This is a genomic window from Actinosynnema sp. CA-299493 (assembly GCF_050946825.1).
In the GTDB taxonomy this organism is placed as follows: Bacteria; Actinomycetota; Actinomycetes; order Mycobacteriales; family Pseudonocardiaceae; genus Actinosynnema.
In genome coordinates this window covers 728,093-745,854 of record NZ_CP191993.1, presented here as the reverse complement: position 1 = coordinate 745,854, position 17,762 = coordinate 728,093, and the positions used below count along the sequence as shown (strand labels likewise).

At 72.7% G+C, this 17,762-nt stretch carries 12 protein-coding genes and 1 tRNA gene; 5 read left to right on the top strand and 8 right to left on the bottom strand.

Annotated features, from left to right (window positions below; genetic code table 11):
• Positions 1-96: 96 nt before the first annotated feature.
• The 6 genes from ACQPYE_RS03700 to mfd form a co-directional block, all read right to left on the bottom strand.
• Positions 97-939 carry a lytic transglycosylase domain-containing protein gene (locus tag ACQPYE_RS03700; RefSeq protein WP_498719125.1) on the bottom strand — a complete coding sequence of 281 codons (843 nt, stop codon included), beginning with the start codon at positions 937-939 and terminating at the stop codon, positions 97-99.
• Positions 940-1,143: 204 nt separating this feature from the next.
• Positions 1,144-1,695 (bottom strand): hypothetical protein, encoded by a 552-nt coding sequence (locus ACQPYE_RS03695; protein WP_498719124.1) that lies wholly within the window; start codon positions 1,693-1,695, stop codon positions 1,144-1,146.
• A gap of 102 nt (positions 1,696-1,797) precedes the next feature.
• Positions 1,798-4,968, bottom strand: coding sequence for a S41 family peptidase (locus tag ACQPYE_RS03690; protein ID WP_498719123.1), 3,171 nt, complete (start codon positions 4,966-4,968; stop codon positions 1,798-1,800).
• Between the two features lie 103 nt (positions 4,969-5,071).
• Complete coding sequence (locus tag ACQPYE_RS03685) at positions 5,072-5,986, bottom strand: nucleoside triphosphate pyrophosphohydrolase (RefSeq protein WP_498719122.1); 915 nt, start codon at positions 5,984-5,986, stop codon at positions 5,072-5,074.
• On the bottom strand, positions 5,983-6,918 hold the full coding sequence (locus ACQPYE_RS03680; protein WP_498719121.1) for a hypothetical protein: 936 nt from the start codon (positions 6,916-6,918) through the stop codon (positions 5,983-5,985). Before ACQPYE_RS03680 ends, ACQPYE_RS03685 begins: the two co-directional genes overlap by 4 nt.
• Before the next feature lie 13 nt (positions 6,919-6,931).
• Positions 6,932-10,510: a transcription-repair coupling factor gene (mfd, locus tag ACQPYE_RS03675; RefSeq protein ID WP_498719120.1), complete on the bottom strand. Its 3,579-nt coding sequence runs from the start codon at positions 10,508-10,510 to the stop codon at positions 6,932-6,934.
• 153 nt (positions 10,511-10,663) lie between these two features.
• Here mfd and ACQPYE_RS03670 point away from each other — a divergent pair, with 153 nt between their 5' ends.
• Both ACQPYE_RS03670 and ACQPYE_RS03665 read left to right on the top strand, forming a co-directional pair.
• Positions 10,664-11,194, top strand: coding sequence for a DUF4291 domain-containing protein (locus ACQPYE_RS03670; RefSeq protein ID WP_498719119.1), 531 nt, complete (start codon positions 10,664-10,666; stop codon positions 11,192-11,194).
• Positions 11,195-11,295: 101 nt separating this feature from the next.
• Positions 11,296-12,420, top strand: coding sequence for a PQQ-dependent sugar dehydrogenase (locus tag ACQPYE_RS03665; RefSeq protein ID WP_498719118.1), 1,125 nt, complete (start codon positions 11,296-11,298; stop codon positions 12,418-12,420).
• 188 nt (positions 12,421-12,608) lie between these two features.
• Here ACQPYE_RS03665 and ACQPYE_RS03660 read toward each other — a convergent pair whose 3' ends face one another.
• Positions 12,609-13,202, bottom strand: a complete 594-nt coding sequence (locus ACQPYE_RS03660) for a TetR family transcriptional regulator (RefSeq protein WP_498722831.1) — start codon at positions 13,200-13,202, stop codon at positions 12,609-12,611.
• Between the two features lie 128 nt (positions 13,203-13,330).
• Complete coding sequence (locus tag ACQPYE_RS03655) at positions 13,331-14,290, bottom strand: acyl-CoA desaturase (protein ID WP_498719117.1); 960 nt, start codon at positions 14,288-14,290, stop codon at positions 13,331-13,333.
• Positions 14,291-14,445: 155 nt separating this feature from the next.
• Here ACQPYE_RS03655 and ACQPYE_RS03650 point away from each other — a divergent pair, with 155 nt between their 5' ends.
• From ACQPYE_RS03650 to ACQPYE_RS03640, 3 genes are all read left to right on the top strand, one after another.
• The gene (locus ACQPYE_RS03650; protein ID WP_498719116.1) at positions 14,446-15,591 is read left to right on the top strand and encodes an alpha/beta hydrolase family protein; all 1,146 of its coding nucleotides are present in this window, start codon (positions 14,446-14,448) and stop codon (positions 15,589-15,591) included.
• Positions 15,592-15,898: 307 nt separating this feature from the next.
• Positions 15,899-15,969 (top strand) — tRNA-Gln (locus tag ACQPYE_RS03645).
• A 91-nt stretch (positions 15,970-16,060) separates the two neighbouring features.
• Positions 16,061-17,710 (top strand): GGDEF domain-containing protein, encoded by a 1,650-nt coding sequence (locus ACQPYE_RS03640; RefSeq protein WP_498719115.1) that lies wholly within the window; start codon positions 16,061-16,063, stop codon positions 17,708-17,710.
• Positions 17,711-17,762: the final 52 nt, after the last annotated feature.

Here is a 17,762-nt window from a genome sequence, read left to right as displayed (position 1 = left end):
ACCGATCAAACCCGACCGCTCAACCAACCGACCAACCCGACCGATCGATCTGACCGCTCAGCCCAACCGGCCAACTCGGCCGATCAACCCGACCGGTCAGCCGCCGATGCTCGCCCGGGCGTAGGCGTCGGCCCCGCTGTAGACGTTCTGGCCGTACTCGGTCGAGTTGTTGTAGGCCAGCACGGCCGCCCACCAGCCCGCGCCGGTGCCGAGGTCGCGTCCGCCCGAGCAGAGGTAGCGGGCGGCGGCCAGGGCGGCGTCGTCGATGTTCTGCGGGTCCGGGTCCTGCCCGTCGCCGTTCGCGCGCACCGCGTAGCGGGCCCACGTGGTCGGGATGAACTGCATCGGGCCGACCGCGCGGTCCCAGCGGGTGTCGCCGTCGAGCGTGCCGCCGTCGCTGTCGGCGATCGCCTTCACGCCCGGCGAGCCGTCCAGCGGGATGCCGATGATCGGGCGTGACGGCCGGCCGTCCTCGCCGAGGCGCAGGCCGCCGATCGTGCCGTGGTGCGACTCGATGCGGCCGATGCCGGCCAGCGTCGCCCACGACACCTGGCACGCCGGCTCCTGCGTCCGCATGACCATGTCCGCGACGGCGTACGCGCGCAGGGCGCGTTCCGGGATGTCGGTCTTGTCCGACAACGCCGCCGCCCACGTGCCGAGCGGGTCGGCGGTCGACCGCGGTTCGCCGGCCGGTGGCGCCTCACCGCCCGCACCCGGCGCGGCGACGCCCGGCTCGACGGCCAGGAACGGCACCGGGAACGGCGGGTCGGCGGCCTGCCTCGGCCCCGAGCGGTTGAACGTGGCCAGCGCCCACGCCCCGCCCGCCACCACGGCGAGCAGGATCAGCACCAGGACCAGGCGTCCGACGAGGTCGCCGGCACGGCCGCGGTTCGGGCGCGGCTCGGGCTTCGACGTCTTGGGCGGCGGCGGGACGACCACGACCCCAGGCTACGTGCTCCCGACGCCGGCACGGCGGGGATCACGCACCAATTCGTTCCCGCCTGCCGGCAACGGGCTCATCGGGCTGCGCGAAGGACGAGGTGGGGGCACTTGGAGCCCGACGGCTCCGGCCACTTCGCCGTGCCGCCCGGTGTCCGCGAAGGCGGCGTCGGGGGCGACACCCCGTTCGCCCGACCCACCCGGTCACGGCGGCGGCGCCGGGGCCGTCGTGGTCGGTTCGGCCGTCGTCGGCTCCGCGGCCGGCTGAGTCGGCCTGGTCGTCAGCGGAGTCGTCGGAGCCGCCGGAGTCGTCGTGGTGACCGGCGGCGCGGTGGTCGGCCCGGTGGGCTCGGCCGCGGTGGTCGTGGTCGCGGTGGTGGCGAACGACCGGGTCGGCGGCAGGTCGACCCGGCCGCGGGGACCGGAGTTCCGCGCCGACGTGCCCGGCGGGACCTGCGGCTGGTGGCCGGCGAGGCGCTCCGGGAACGGGGTCGGCTCCGCCGATCGGACCGCTCCCGGCGGGCGCGGCGACGTCGGGTGGACCACCACAAACGGCGACAGCGGGGCGGGTGGCGCGGCGGTCCGGACGCTCACCAGGGTCTGGTGGGCGGTGACCGGCGGCTGGGCCGACGACGGCGGCGCCGGCTGACCGAACGTCAGCACCAGCACCGCCGCACCGCCCACCGCCGCCAGCGGCAGCACCACGGCCGCCGCCAGGCACCCGCGCCCCCTGCGCGACGACTCACGATGACTCACCCGAAACCCCGCCCCCCGGACCCGATCTTGCGTGGTACCCATTGGTCGGTTTCGGGCCACCGGCCGCAACCACCACGCCGTCACACGTCCGGGTGGACTTGCTCAGGTGAGGGGCGGGAGCTGCGGCGGAACGGCCGCCGGCCGCGCCTCCAACGCCTCCAACGCCAACCGCACCGCCGTGTCCAACTGCGGGTCGCGCCCGGCCACCCGGTCCTGCGGCGTCACCACCACCTCGACGTCCGGGTCGACGCCGTGGTTCTCCACGCCCCACCCCGGACCGGCGAACCACGTCGCGTAGCGGGGCTGCGTGACCATCGTCCCGTCGACCAGGTGGTACTGCATGTCGATGCCGATCACGCCACCCCACGTGCGGGTGCCGACGACCGGCCCGATGCCCATCTCCTTGATCGCCACGTTGACGATGTCGCCGTCGGACCCGGCGAACTCGTCCGCGATCGCGATCACCGGCCCGCGCGGCGCGTCGCCGGGGTAGCTGTCAGCCGTGGTGTACCCGCGCGCCACCGACCAGCCGATGATCCGCCGGCCCAGCTTCTCCACCACCAGCTCGGACGTGTGCCCGCCGCCGTTCTCGCGCACGTCCAGCACCACGGCCTCGCGCGCCAGCTCGACCCGCAGGTCGCGGTGCAGCTGCGCCCACCCCGCGCCCATCATGTCCGGCACGTGCAGGTACCCGACCCGCCCGTCGGTCAGCGAGTGCACGCGCGCCCGCCGGTCGGCCACCCACGCGTGGTAGCGCAGCGGCTCGTCGTCCTCCAGCGGCACGACCACGACCCGCCGCGGCTCGCCACCGCCGCCGGGCCGCACGGTCAGCTCCACCGGCTTGCCCGCCGTGCCGACGAGCAGCGGCGCGGGCCCGGTCACCGGGTCCACCTGCCGCCCGTCGACCGCGACGATCGCGTCACCGACCCGCACCGCGACACCGGGGGCCGCCAGCGGCGACCGCGCCGCCGGGTCCGACGTCTCGCCCGGGATCACCCGCGTGATCCGCCACGCGCCCGCCTCGTCCCGCTCCAGGTCGGCCCCGAGCAGCCCCACGGCGCGGCCGGGTACCCCGTGCGCCGGGATGACGTAGGCGTGCGACGTGCCCAGCTCGCCCTGGACCTCCCACAGCAGGTCGATCAGGTCGTGGTAGCTGCCCAGCCGGTCCACCAGCGGCCGGTAGCGCGCCAGCACGCCCGCCCAGTCCACGCCGCCCATGTCGGTGCGCCAGAAGTGGTCGCGCATCAGCCGCCCGGCCTCCGCGTACGCCTGCCGCCACTCGGCCGCCCGGTCGACCACCACCCGCACCCTCGACAGGTCGACGTCCACCGAGTCGTGGTCCTCGGCGTCGACCTTCCGGTCGGTCGGCACCACCCGCAGGTCACCGCCGTCGCGCACGACCACCCGCTGCCCGTCGCCGGTCACCTCGAACGCGTCCACGCCGTCCGCCAGCACCTCGGTGCGCGACTTGGCCAGGTCGAACCGCTCCAGCACGGCGCGCGGCGGCCGGGACGACGGGCTCGCCAGGTTGTCGCCGAGCACACCGCGCAACGGCGACCGCAGCCACAGCAGCCCGCCCTTGGCGGCGGTCAGGCCCGAGTAGCGGGCGGCGGCGACCGGCACCGTCACCACCCGGTCGGCCAGCCCGTCGAGGTCGACGACCGTGATCGGGTTCTCGTCCTCCTTCTCCTTGTCCTTGTCCGAGGAGTCGTCGCCCACCGACCGGCCGAGGCGCAGCGGGTCGAACGGCGACGGCGTGGTCGCGGCCAGCGGCAGCAGGTAGGGCCGGCAGCCGGTCGGGAACGACAGGTCGAACACGTGCGCGTCGTACACCGGGTCGAAGCTGCGCACCGACAGGAACGCCAGGTAGCGGCCGTCCTCGGTGAACGTCGGCGAGAAGTCGGAGAACCGCAGCGGCGTCACGTCCACCACGGACAGGTCGGTGGTGTTGGTCATCTTGATGTGCTGCAACGGGCGCGGGCCGGGGTGCGACCAGGCCAGCCAGTTCGAGTCGGGGGCGAACGCCAGGTCGCCGACGTGCGGGTTCGCGTCCTTCAGCACTTCCCGGACCTCGCCGGACTCGACCTCGACCAGCAGCAGCCGCCCGTCGTGCGTGGCGACGGCGAGCCTGCGCCCGTCCGGTGAGACTGCCAGCTCCAGCACCCGCCCGAGCTTGCCGACCGCGACCCGGCGCGGCTCGTTGCCCGGCTCGACGCCGCCGACCGGGGAGAACTCCAAGCCCTCCTCGCCGTCCGCGTCGGTCACCCACACCACGCTGTCGCCGACCACGCGCGGCAGCCTGGCCCGGACGCCGGGCTGCTCGGCCAGCGCGCGCACCGGACCGTCCCGGTGGGTCACCCAGTGCACGGTGCCGCGCACCTCGACCACGCTCCCGCGCCCGGTCTTGTCGGGGTGGAAGTCGTCGGGCCGGGACGACACCGGTCGCGGCCTGCGCGCCGTGCGGGGCCCGCCGAGCGCGATCTCCAGCCGGCGCGGCTCGGCCTCCAGGCCGTCCAGGACCCACAGCTCGCCCGCGTGCTGCCAGACGACCCGCTCGCCGTCGCTCGACGCGACCCGGGCGTAGAACTCCTGCTCGGTGTGCCGCCGCAGGTCCGACCCGTCCGGGGTCACCGAGTACAGGCTGCCGACGCCGTCGTGGTCGGACAGGAACGCGATCCGGTCCCCGATCCACATCGGCGAGGTCAACGACGACGTCAGCTCGGGCAGGATGCGCGCGAACTCGCCGTCACCGGCCACGTCGACCCACAGCTTGGCCGCCGCGCCGCCCCGGTAGCGCTTCCACCAGGCCGGGTCGCGGCCGTACACGGAGGTGACGACCACCTGCCCGGACGGCCCGAACGCCACGTCGTCCACCCAGCCGAACGGCAGCCGCCGGGGCGGGCCGCCGTCGGTGGGCACGGCGTGCGCCCACTGCCGGTTCGTGGTCGCCTGGCCGGTGGACGTGACGGCGACGACCTCGCCGCCGGACGTCCAGCCGCGCACACCGGTGGAGTAGTCGCCCCAGTAGGTGAGCCGGGTGGCCTCGCCGCCGTCCACCGGGGCCAGGTGGACCTCGGGCGCGCCGTCCCGGCGGCTGGTCCAGGCCAACCGGGTTCCGGTCGGGTCGAAGCGGGGGAAGGAGACGGGCACCTGGTCGGCGGTCACCCGCCAGGCCCGGCCGCCGTCGAGGGGGGCCAGCCACACGTCGTCCTCGGCCACGAAGGTCACGAGGTTGCCGTGCAGGTGCGGGAAGCGGAGGTAGGCCTCGGTCACCCCTTCGACGTTAGCGCCCCGACCGACCCGGCCCGAGCCGCCCCGGCCGGCGCCCTTCGGCATCGGAACCACATCGGACCCGCTCCCACCCGCGATCACGGGCTCAGGACGGCCAGTGGGCCCGCCAGTCGTCCGCGCCGAGCCGCTCGACCCCTGCCGCGCGGGCCGACCGCTCGGCCGTCCGCACGTCCGCCTCGAACCGCCGGGCCACGGCCCGCAGCTCCGTCTCCGGGTCCTCGCCGGCCAGCTTCGCCAGCGCCGCCACCGCGAACAACGTGTCCCCGGTGCCGTCGCCCTCCGGCAGCAGGTCCACCGGGAACCCGGCCCGCGCCACCCGCTGCGCCAGCTTCCCGGCCAGCGCCACCGCGGGCTGCCCGCCCGCCACGCCGTCCACACTGGACTCGCGCTGCTTCTCGACCTGCTTGAGCTCTTCCCACCGGTGCTGCTGGGACGCCGCGTCGCGCACCGCCGGGTCGTGGCCGGCGAACACGTGCGGGTGCCGTCCGACCAGCTTGGTCACCAGGTCGCCCGCCACCTCGTCGATCCCGAACGGCCCCTCGGCGTCCTCCGCCGCGATCCGCGCGTGGAACAGCACTTGGAGCAGCACGTCGCCGAGCTCCTCGCGCATCGCCGCCCGGTCGCCGTCCTCGATGGCCTCCAGCAGCTCGTAGGTCTCCTCGACCAGGTACTGGCGCAGCGACTGGTGGTCCTGCTCGGCGTCCCACGGACAGCCGCCGGGCGACCGCAGGCGGTCCATCACGGCCGCCGCGTCCAGCAGCGCCAGGCCCGGCGCGCGGATCACGTCGGACCCCGCCGAGATCAGCTCCCGCGCGGCGGGCTCGTCCGGGTTCGTGGTGATCAGCACCACCGACGGGCCCGCGACCGGCGCCGACACCGGCTCCGCCGACCACAGCGCCGGGTCCACGCCCTCCCCCGCGTACACCACCGCCGCGCCCCGCAGAGCGGGTAGCGCGGCGGCGGGCAGAACGGGGGTGGCGCCTACGACGACAACGGTCACGACGACTTCTGCCGCACCGTCGCCTGGTAGCCGGTCAGCTCGCCCTCGCTCGGCGCCAGCGAGATGGCGGTGCCGTCCCACAGGCCGTAGCGGGGGTTGACCTGGATCTCCGGGTCGCCGGCCAGCGTCTGCACGAGCCGCAGGCCGATCTGCTCCAGCAGCTGCGGCGTCAGCTGCTCGGTGGCCGACTCGCCGGACGCGCGCACGTCGGTCTTGCGGTCGGTCACGTAGGCCACGATCCACTGCGCGCTGCTCGGGTCCGGCGCGAACGCCACCACGGTGCCCGCCGGCACGCCGAACAACGGCGACTGGGCCGCCTGCGGCGACTCGGCCGAGCGCACCCGCTGGCTCTCCTTGGACAGGGTCTGGCCCTGGTTGCCCTCGGGCGCGTCGGCCACGAACTCGGCCATCTTCGCCGGGTCGGCCGCGACCTGCTTGGCCTTCTCGATCGCGGCCGCGCTGTCCTTGGTGAAGAAGTAGTCGAACGTGACTTCCATCCGGTCCACGTACCTGCGCGCCAGCTCGACCAGCAGCAGCTGGTCCTTGGCCCGCTCGCGGAACGTCGCCGCGTCGTACACGGTGTTCTGCGAGGCCAGTTCCGCGCCGCCGGCCTGCTCGACCGACTCGGTCACGGCCTCCTCGGTCACGGACACGCCCTCGCGCCGGGCCGCCAGCTCGATCAGCTCGTGCTGCACGCCCAGGGTCACCAGCTGCCGCGCGACCTGGTCGAGCTTGCGCTGGTCGTGCAGCTTCTGGGCCTCGGGCTCCTTCTTGAGCACGACGTCCAGCCGTTGCTGCACCTGCTCCAGCGGCAGCACGGTGTCGCCGACGATCGCGGCCGAGCCGACGTGGCTCGGCCCCGTGCCGCAGCCCGCGACCAGGAGTGCCACCGCCGCGCCGATCAGGGTGAAGCGCCTCTGCACAGTCCTCACGACCAGTACCTTCTCACGACCTCGTGACGCCGCTCACGGGAGTCCCCGCCAAAGACTGCAGGAACCGGGCGCACCAATCCAGCAATTCCTGATCACGCAACTGGGGTGCGCCCATCCGGCCGCCGGCCGCTCCCTCCGTCGGCCGGGGGACGCTGACGGTGCGGGCGGTCTCCTTGTGGACCGCCTTCGGGAACAGCCGGCGCAGCCGCACGAGCTGGCTGTCCTTCAGCTCCAGCGGCGCGAAGCGGATCGTCTGGCCCTGGGTGGCGACCTCGGTGACGCCGTGCGCGCGGCACTCCTGCCGGAACCGGGCCACCGCCAGCAGCCGTTCGACGGGCAGCGGCGGGGTGCCGTAGCGGTCCTTCAGCTCGTCCCACACCGACCGCAGCGCCTCGGCGTCGCCCGCGGCGGCGATCTTGCGGTAGGCCTCCAGCCGGAGCCGCTCGCCGGGCACGTAGTCGTGCGGGATGTGCGCGTCCACGGGCAGGTCGACGCGGACCTCGGCCAGGTCCTCCTCGACCTCGCCGTCCGCGCCCGCGTGCTTGCGGAACGCCTCGACGGCCTCGCCGACCAGCCGCACGTACAGGTCGAAGCCGACGCCCGCGATGTGCCCGGACTGCTCGGCGCCGAGGATGTTGCCCGCGCCGCGGATCTCCAGGTCCTTCATGGCCACCGCCATGCCCGCGCCCAGCTCGGTGTTCTGCGCGATCGTGGCCAACCGGTCGTGCGCGGTCTCGGTCAGCGGCGCCTCGGGCGGGTAGAGGAAGTAGGCGTAGCCGCGTTCCCGGCCTCGGCCCACGCGCCCGCGCAGCTGGTGCAGCTGGGCGAGGCCGAGCAGGTCGCCGCGCTCCACGATGAGGGTGTTGGCGTTGGAGATGTCCAGGCCCGTCTCGACGATCGTGGTGCAGACGAGCACGTCGTACTCGTTCTCCCAGAAGCCCTGGATGATCTTCTCGAGCTTGTCCTCGTTCATCTGGCCGTGCGCGGTGATCACGCGGGCCTCGGGGACCAGCTCGCGGAGGTGCCGGGCGGCGCGCTCGATCGAGGACACGCGGTTGTGCACGAAGAAGACCTGGCCGTCGCGCAGCAGCTCGCGGCGGATGGCGGCGGCGACCTGCTTGTCGTCGTACCCGCCGACGTAGGTCAGGATCGGGTGCCGCTCCTCGGGCGGGGTGAGGATGGTCGACATCTCGCGGATGCCGGCCAGCGACATCTCCAGGGTGCGCGGGATCGGCGTGGCGGACATCGTGAGCACGTCGACGTGCGTGCGCAGCGCCTTGATGTGCTCCTTGTGCTCGACGCCGAACCGCTGCTCCTCGTCCACGATGACCAGGCCGAGGTCCTTGTAGCGCAGGCTCTTCTGCAGCAGCCGGTGCGTGCCGATGACGATGTCCACGTCGCCCTCGGCCAGGCCGGTGATCGTCTGCTCGGCCTCCTGCGCGTCGGTGAACCGGGACAGGCCCTTGATGTTCACCGGGAACGCGCGCATCCGCTCGGCGAACGTGTTCAGGTGCTGCTGGGCGAGCAGCGTGGTCGGCACGAGCACCACGACCTGCTTGCCGTCCTGCACCGCCTTGAACGCCGCCCGCACCGCGATCTCGGTCTTGCCGTAGCCGACGTCGCCGCAGATCACCCGGTCCATCGGGACCGTGCGCTGCATGTCGGCCTTGACCTCGTCGATCGCCGCCATCTGGTCGAGGGTCTCGGTGAACGGGAAGGCGTCCTCCAGCTCGCGCTGCCACGGCGTGTCGGGCGCGAAGGCGTGCCCGGGCGCGGCCTGGCGCGCGGCGTAGAGCTGGACCAGCTCGGCGGCGATCTGCTTGACCGCCTTCTTCGCCTTGGCCTTGGTGTTCTTCCAGTCGCTGCCGCCGAGCTTGTTCAGCGTGGGCAGCTCGCCGCCGACGTAGCGGGAGATCTCGTCGAGCTGGTCGGTCGGCACGAACAGCCGGTCGCCGGGCTGGCCGCGCTTGCTGGAGCCGTACTCCAGTACCAGGTACTCGCGGGTCGCGGTGACCCCGGCGGTGTCCTTGGTCGTGCGCTGCACCATCTCGACGTACTTGCCGATGCCGTGCTGCTCGTGCACCACGTAGTCGCCGGGCCGCAGGGCCAGCGGGTCCACCGCGTTGCGGCGGCGGCTGGGCATCCGGCGCATGTCCTTGGTGGACGTGCCGTGACGCCCGCCGGTGAGGTCGGTCTCGGTGAGCACGACCAGGGCCAGCTCGGGCAGCGAGAAGCCGTCCTCCAGCGCGCCGCGCACGACGGTGACCGCGCCCTTCTTCGGGGCGGTGTCGAGGGTGTCCCGGAGCACGACGGCGACGTCTGCCTCGCGCAACTGCTCGGTGGCGCGCTGGGCGGTGCCCGCGCCGGGGACGACGAGGACCGCCGTGCCGCCGGAGACGGTGTGGGCGCGCAGGTCGGCGAACGCCCGCTCGATGTCGCCCTGGTAGGCCTCGACCGGCTTGAGCTCCAGCCGGACGACGTCCTCGCCCTCGGTGGTGAGCCGGCTGAGCGTCCACCACGGCCGGCCCTTCGCCCGCGCGGACTGCGCCACGTCGGCGAGGCTGTGGTAGGCGCTGGAGTCCAGGTCGATGGGGCTCTGCCCACCGCCCGCCGCGGCCATCCAGGACGCCTCCAGGAACTCCTGGCCGGTGCGCACGAGGTCCGCGGCGCGGGCCCGGATCTTCTCCGGGTCGTTGAGCAGGACGTGCGTGCCCGCCGGGACGACGTCGGTGAGCAGCTGCAACTCGCCCTCGCACAGGGCCGGGATGAGGGCCTCCATGCCTTCCGACGGGATGCCCTCGGCGATCTTGGCCAGCAGCTCGTGCAGGTGCGCGTCGGCCGTGTGCTCCGCGGCCAGCGCGGCGGCCTTGGCCCTGACCTGCCCGGTCAGCAGCAGCTCGCGGCACGGCGGCGCGACGAACCCGTCGACCTCCTCCGGCAGCGACCGCTGGTCGGCGACCGAGAAGGGGCGGATCTCGCTGACCTCGTCGCCCCAGAACTCGACCCGCAGCGGGTGCACGGCGGTCGGCGGGAAGATGTCCAGGATGCCGCCGCGGACCGCGAACTCGCCGCGCTTCTCGACCATGTCGACGCGGGTGTAGGCGATCTCGGTCAGGGTGACCAGCAGCGCCTCGAAGTCGTGCTCCGAGCCGACGGCCAGGCGCACCGGCGCGAGGTCGCCCAGGCCGGGCGCCATCGGCTGGATCAGGCTGCGGACCGTGGTGATGACGACCTTGAGCGGGTGCTCGCCGGGGTGGGCCAGGCGGCGCAGCACCTCCAGGCGGGCGCCGACCGTGTCGGCCCGGGGCGACAGCCGCTCGTGCGGCAGCGTCTCCCAGGACGGGAACAGGGCGACCTGGTCGGGACCGATGAGGTCGCACAGCACGGCCTTCAGGTCGTCCGCCTCGCGGCCGGTCGCGGTGACCGCGAGCACGGGCGCGCTGCCGGCCAGGGCCGCCGCGACCAGCGGGCGGGCGGCGGGCGGTCCTTCGAGTTCGAGGTCGGGCACGCCGATCGAGTCGGCGAGGGCGCGCAGCGCCTTGTCGGGCAGGACAGCGGTCAGCAGGCCGGACAGCGGGCCGGGCTGGGGCATTGCGATGGCTCCCCGGGGGATCAAACGCGGACAGACCCCTGCCCGGGACTGAGCGTCCACACGTCCACCGGAGGGGTTCTCGGTTCCCAGCCTACGGCCCTTCCGGGCGAGGTGCTCCGTCATTTCGGTTGACCGCGGGGTGACGCTGGGTACGTGGAGCAGAGAGAGATCAGGGCCGACTACGACGATCGGCACATCACCGTGTACCAGGCGTACTCGCCCGCCGTCGCCGTCCCCGCACTGGCGGCGGGGCGATTCGTGCCGCCCTTCAAGCCGGGCCGGATGACCTGGATCAAGCCGTCGTTCCTCTGGATGATGTACCGGTCCGGGTGGGGCGCGAAGCCGGACCAGGAGTGCGTCCTGGCCGTGCGAATCACCCGATCGGGGTTCGACTGGGCGGTGCGGTCGGCCGTGCCGAGCGACGAGGGCGTCGGCCGGAAGCCGGACGTGCGGGTGCAGTGGGACCCGGAGCGGGACCTGCGCCTGAACCCGCTGCCGCACCGGTCGTTGCAGCTGGGGCTGGCCGGTGAGGCGTCGCGGCGGTACGTGGACGAGTGGGTCGTGGGGCTGACCGACGTGACGCCGTTGGCCCGGGAGGTGCACGCCCTGGTGCGTGCCGGTGCACTGGCCGACGCGCGAGCGCTGCTCCCGGTGGAACGGCCCTACCCGACTCCAGAAGCTTGACCGGGCCGCACGACCGGCTCGCACGACCGGGCCGCACGACCGGGCCGGTCGACCGGGTCTCGGAACAGCGAGCACACACGGGGGTTGGCATGCTGGGCGTCATGCGTCGGTTTGTCGGGTTCGCCGCGGTGCTGGCCGCGTGTGCCGCGTGTTCGGCGGAGGGCTCCGGCGGCAGCGCACCCTCGACGACCACGCCCGAGGGGCTGAAGGTCGAGGTGGTCGCCTCCGGGCTGAGCCACCCGTGGGACGTGGGGTTCCTGCCCGACGGGCGGATGCTCGTGCCGCAGCGGCCGGGCCGGATCGCGCTGGTGTCCGCCGACGGGTCGGTCGCCGACGTCGAGGCCGATCTCGGTGACGTCGAGGCGCGGGGCGAGGGCGGGCTGATGAGCCTGGTCGTGCACCCCGACTTCGCGACCAGCCACCGGTTCACCACGTGCTTCAACACGTCCTCGGACGTGCGGCTGGTGACGTGGGAGCTGGCCGGCTCGAAGGCGACGAGGGTGAAGGACCCGCTGCTCTCGGGGCTGCCGACGGCGGCGAGCGGACGTCACTCGGGGTGCCGGATGGCGCTGGACCGCGACGGCAACCTGCTCATCGGCACCGGTGACACCGCGCGGGGCGACGTCGCGCAGGACCGGTCGAGCCTCGGCGGCAAGGTGCTGCGGGTCGACCTCGCGACCGGCGAGGGCGTGGCGGGCAACCCGTTCGGGGACCGGATCTACACCTACGGGCACCGCAACGTGCAGGGCGTCGCCGTGCGGCAGGACGGGATGGTGTTCACCGCCGAGCACGGGCCGTCGGTGGACGACGAGGTGAACGTGCTCAAGGCCGGCGGGAACTACGGCTGGGACCCGTCGCAGGGTGGCACGGTCGGCGGGTACGACGAGGACGTGCCGATGACGGACCTCACGCGCTTCCCCGACGCCGTGGCCGCCGTCTGGTCGTCCGGCCGGCCGACGGAGGCGATCTGCGACGCCGCTTTCCTCGTCGGCGACCAGTGGGGCCCGCTGAACGGCGTCCTGGCCGTCACCGCCCTGAAGGGCGCGAAGGTCCTCCTCTTCACCGTCACCCAGGAGGGCGGCGTCCACTCGGTCGCCATCCCCCCGGAGCTGGACGGCGCCCACGGCCGCCTCCGCGGCGCCGAGCTGGGCCCCGACAACGCCCTCTACCTGACCACCTCGAACGGCACCGACGACAAGATCCTCCGCATCACCAACCCCACCTAACGCGCGTGTCCTACGTTCGGAACGCGCGTGTCCTACGTTCCGGTACCCCATGTTGAACGCTCGGGACAAGATCGACTGTTCCGAGCGTTCAACATGGGTGTTCTGAACGTAGGACACGCGCGACGCGAACGTAGGACACGCGTGACGTGAACGTAGGACTCACGCGGGTTGGGGGTTCGACACGCGGGTCAGCGGGTGCGGAGGCGGGGTTTGTGGTCCATGTGGGACAGGCCCTTCCAGGCCAGGTTGACCAGGTGGGCGGCCACCTCGTCCTTCTTCGGCTTGCGGACCTCCAGCCACCACTGGCCGGTCAGGGCGACCATGCCCACCAGGGCCTGCGAGTACAGCGCGGCCAGCTTGCGGTCGTAGCCCTGGCGCGAGAAGTGCAGGCCCAGGATCGACTCCACCTGGGACGCGATGTCGTTCAGCAACGACGAGAACGTGCCGGTGGACGACGCCACGGGCGAGTCGCGCACGAGGATCCGGAAGCCGTCCGACGAGCCCTCGATGTAGTCCAGCAACGCGCACGCCGCCTGTTCCAGCAGCTCACGCGGGTGCCCGCCGGACAGCGCGTTGACGATGTGGTCCATCAGGTACTGCATCTCCCGGTCCACCACGACCGCGTAGATGCCTTCCTTGCCACCGAAGTGCTCGTACACGACGGGCTTCGACACGCCCGCCCGGTGCGCGATCTCCTCGATGGACGTGACCTCGAAGCCCTTCTCGGCGAACAGCGCGCGGGCCACGTCGAGCAGTTGCTCGCGCCGCTCCTTGCCCGTCATCCGCACGCGCGGCACGGGTGCCCCGTCGCCGCGCCGTCTCCCCGCCACCCAGACCACCCTAAACACCTGCCCCCCGCGTGAGTCGCGAGGGGCAGGCGGTCGCTTGCTCGACTACTTCTCGACCACGTCTACTTCTTGGCGCTGATGCGGGCCAGTCGCTGCTGGTTCGGCCACCGCACGTTGGTCGCCCAGCCGAACTTCTCGAACAGCCAGATCATCCGCGCGGACGTGTCGATCTGACCGCGCTTGACGCCGTGCCGCGCGCACGTGGGGTCGGCGTGGTGCAGGTTGTGCCACGACTCGCCGAAGCTCAGGATCGCCAGCGCCCACACGTTCGCGGAACGGTCGCGCGCGGCGAACGGGCGGTCGCCCACCATGTGGCAGATCGAGTTGACCGACCACGTCACGTGGTGCAGGAACGCCACCCGGACCAGGCCGGCCCAGAAGAACGCCGAGAGCGCGCCGGACCACGACATGGTGATCAGGCCGCCGAGCACGGCGGGCGCGAGCAGGCTGATCGCGGTCCACAGCGGGAACAGCTTGTCGATCCGGACCAGGTCCTTGTCGGCCAGCAGGTCCGGCGCGAAGCGCTCCGCGTTGGTCTTGTCGCGGTCGAACAGCCAGCCCATGTGGGCGTGCCAGAAGCCCTTGGCCAGCGCGACCGGGCCGCGGCCGAACAGCCACGGCGAGTGCGGGTCGCCCTCGCGGTCGGAGAACGCGTGGTGGCGGCGGTGGTCGGCGACCCAGACGATCACCGGGCCCTGCAGCGCCATCATGCCCGCGATCGCCAGGCCGATCTTGAGCGCCCGGTTGGCCTTGAACGAGCCGTGCGTGAAGTACCGGTGGAACCCGATCGTCACGCCGAGGCCGGCCAGGTAGTAGAACGCGACGAACAGCGCGACGTCGACCCAGCCCAGCCCCCAGCCCCAAGCGAGCGGAACGGCCGCGAGCAGAGCCAGGAACGGCACGATGACGAACACGTACACGCCGAGCTGTTCGACGTGTCCCCGTCGCCCTTCGATCATCGGCTTGGGTCCACGATCCTCGGGACCTTGCGGCGTGGACCTGCTCTCCAGGGTGCTGGTCATACATCTACCTCGTTGTGTGTTCGGGGCTACCTACGGAACCGTAACTTACGCCAGCGTAAGTTAGGTCAGCCTTGTGCCGCCAGGGGCCGGGCCGAAGTCACGGCGTGTTCTCAGGAAGTCGGGCGTGTCGATCAACGCCGGGGCATCATTCGGTGATGGGGTCACCGAACGTCCGCGGACGCCGCCGCCCGCGCATCGCACTGGTCACCTTCGCGGTGGTGTTCCTGCTGCTCATCGGGGGTCTGCTGGGGTTCGGCTGGTATTACAGCGGCCAACTCCTCGACCCGGCGAACGCCCGTCCCGGCTACCGCGACGTGGTCACGTCGTCGGCTTCGGGGACCGTCTCGCTGGCGGAGTCCGAGGTCACCGCGCTCCCCGGCACGTGGGGTCTCGTCTGGCCGGACGGCGGCGCGAAGGTCGGCCAGGTGACCCGGCGGTCGGAGGGCACGGTGGTGCGCGAACTTCAGGGCGTCGCGCCGGCGGACGGCACGAAGGTGCGGCTGGAGACCTCGATCTGGCGCACGGACCCCGCCACCGCGCTCGACCTGGAGTACACGGAAGTGCGAATTCCCACCGAACTGGGTGACGCGCCGGCATGGCTGGTCCCCGCGACCTCGGCCACGTGGGTCGTCGCGGTGCACGGTCGGGGTGGTACGAGGGCCGAGGCGCTGCGGGTCATGCCTGCGTTGCACCGACTAGGGCTACCCGTTCTGGCCGTGACCTACCGCAACGACGCCGGCGCACCCCGTTCACCCGACGGCCTGTACCACCTCGGCGACACGGAGTGGCGCGACGTGGAGGCGGCCGTGCGGTACGCCCGCGAGCACGGCGCGCGCGACGTCGTGCTGTACGGGTGGTCCATGGGCGGCGCGATCGTCGGCCAGTTCCTCGGCCGCTCGGCGGAGGCGGGCGACGTGGCCGCCGTGGTGCTCGACGCACCCGTCGTCAGCTGGTCGAAGACGCTGGAGCTACAGTCGCGCAACCGGGGCGTGCCGGCGCAGCTGGCGCCGATCGCGGAGTTGGTCTCGGACTGGCGGGTCGACCTGGAGTTCGCCCGCTTCGACCTGCTCGACCACCCGCCCGCGCGCAGGCCGCCGACGCTGCTGTTCCACGGCGGCGCGGACGGCACCGTGCCGGTGCAGGCGTCGCGCGACCTGGCCGCGGCGGCGGACCGGCTCGACTGGCCGCTGCGGTACGTCGAGGTGCCCGCGGCCGAGCACACGGCGGCGTGGAACGTCGACCCGGAGGCTTACGACCTCGCGCTGACCGAGTTCCTCGACTCGGTCGACGGCATCCGGTGACTCGACGGGGCATCCGGGCGTGCCCGATTGACTACCGTTGGTAGTTAAGCGGGTGATTGTTTTGCACGAAATCGTGTCGAACAGGGGTCGAGGAAGGCTTGTCGGGGCCGACCGAGCGTCGACTCGCAGCAGCACGAAGTTCACTCGACCGTGATGTAGGCCACGTCGAGCGCGTCTCTGACCTCCACAAACACTCAGTGTCATGATCGAGTTACGGTGGGATTGCCGCCACTTGAGTGGTGGTGCTGACCTTCGAGGGGGACTCGTGACAACATGTGTTCGCGCGGTCGGGGCGAACCTCGACCGTTCCGCCATGGTGTAAAGGCAGCACCTCGGATTTTGGTTCCGATGGTCCAGGTTCGAATCCTGGTGGCGGAGCGAGGGGCCGGGCCACGAAGGCCCCGGCCGCCCTGCGTCTGCATGGGGGTGTGAGTCGCTGCACGAGGAAGCGGTCGACGAGCAGGGCAACGTGGCGACTCCGTCTCTCCACGAGATGTCCGACGCGTGGCTGGTCGGCCGCGCGAGCGAGCTCGTGGCCGTGGCCCAGAGCAGCCACCTCTCCGAACAGCTCGAAGCGGCGCACGAGGTCGACGACATCCTGGCCGAGGCGCAGGGCCGCGGCGAGCCGCGGATCGTCGGCCAGCTGCTGCGCGCGGCCGCGGTGGTCCGGATCGTCACCCCCGGCCTGGTCGACCTCTCCGACTCCGTCCTGGACGAGATGCTGGCGCACTGCCGCCGGCACGGCCTGCTGGTGCTGGAGGCGGAGGCGCACGCCCTGCGCGGGCGGCGCTACCTGCTCGGCGGGTTCGAGGACAAGGCGCTGACCGAGGTCGCCGCCGGCCTGGCGATGCTGGAGGAGGACCTCGCCCCCGACCCGATGATCGACAAGCGCACCTGGGACCGGCTGCTCGCCTCCGCGTTGCAGTCGACCGGGCTCGTGCTCACCCAGCTCGGGGTCTACGAGATGGCGGACGAGGTGCTGGCGCGGGCGCACAACGCGATCCGGGACAGCGCCAACCCGCACCAGATCTACGTCCACCTGGTCAACCGGGCCCGGCTGCTGATCGGCTGGGGCCTGCGGCTGGAACGGGTGGACAACTTCGAGGAGGCCGCCGAGCGGTTCGCCACCGCGTCGGCCATCGCCACCGCCGTCGAGGGGCCGTTCCGCGAGTCGCTGCACCCCGGCAGGCGCGACCGCACCGCCGCCGAGCAGGTGCCGGTGATCGGCGCCGCGCACGCGCTGGCCAAGCCGGGCGCGGAGCACATCGCGCGGCTGTGGTCGTTGCGCGAGCTGGCCATGTACGCCCGCGAGCTGATCATCGTGTCGATCGCGCTGGCCCGCTGCCTGGAGATGGAGGAGCTGCCGCAGCAGGCGTTGCAGGTGCTGCACGACGCGCAGGACCGGCTGGAGCACGACACCTCCGAGCCGACCCTGATGCTGTGCCTGACCCGGGAGTACGCCCGGATGTCCGGCCCGCACGGCGAGCGCACCATCTCGGCGCTGCAGACCTACGCCACCGCGCTGGAGGTCGAGCTGTGGCTGATGCAGGAGGCGCGCACCGCCACCCTGCTCACCCGGCGCGACCACGAGCGGCTCACCCGCGCGCACGGCGCGATCGCCCAGCAGGCGTTGCAGGACCCGCTGACCGGGCTGCCGAACCGCCGCGCGCTCGACGACCGGCTGGCCGCGCTGATCAACGCGCAGACCCACCCCATGGCCATCGCGCTGGTCGACCTCGACGGGTTCAAGGTCGTCAACGACAGGCACTCGCACGCCGAGGGCGACGACGTCCTCCGCGTGATTGCGAGCACACTGCGCCAGGCGTTGCGGGGTGACGACCTGGTGGCCCGCTACGGCGGCGACGAGTTCGTCGTGCTGCTGCCCGGCGCGCCCCTGCACGCCGCCGAAGCGGCCCTCGGCCGGGCTGTGGAAGCGGTCGCCACCCTGCGATCCGAGCTGTCCAGAGGGGTCACGCTGTCCGTCGGCGTGATCTCCGTGCGCCCGCGCGAGGCGGCCCACGCGGCGCTGGCCCGAGCCGACTCGGCGATGTACGTGGCGAAGCGGCGAGGTGGCTGCCAGGTTGCGGCCGTGGAAGGCGAGCCCTCCTCGGAGGCTTAGTATCGGCACCTGGCGGGAAGCCAGGCCCCTCCCGCCGAAGGCACGCATCTCA

Excerpts from the sequence above, each read along its gene's own strand:
- ACQPYE_RS03665 (WP_498719118.1), top strand. The coding sequence starts at position 11,296 with ATGCGTCGGTTTGTCGGGTTCGCCGCGGTGCTGGCCGCGTGTGCCGCG.
- ACQPYE_RS03660 (WP_498722831.1), bottom strand. The coding sequence starts at position 13,202 with ATGACGGGCAAGGAGCGGCGCGAGCAACTGCTCGACGTGGCCCGCGCG.
- mfd (WP_498719120.1), bottom strand. The coding sequence starts at position 10,510 with ATGCCCCAGCCCGGCCCGCTGTCCGGCCTGCTGACCGCTGTCCTGCCC.
- ACQPYE_RS03655 (WP_498719117.1), bottom strand. The coding sequence starts at position 14,290 with ATGACCAGCACCCTGGAGAGCAGGTCCACGCCGCAAGGTCCCGAGGAT.
- ACQPYE_RS03650 (WP_498719116.1), top strand. The coding sequence starts at position 14,446 with ATGGGGTCACCGAACGTCCGCGGACGCCGCCGCCCGCGCATCGCACTG.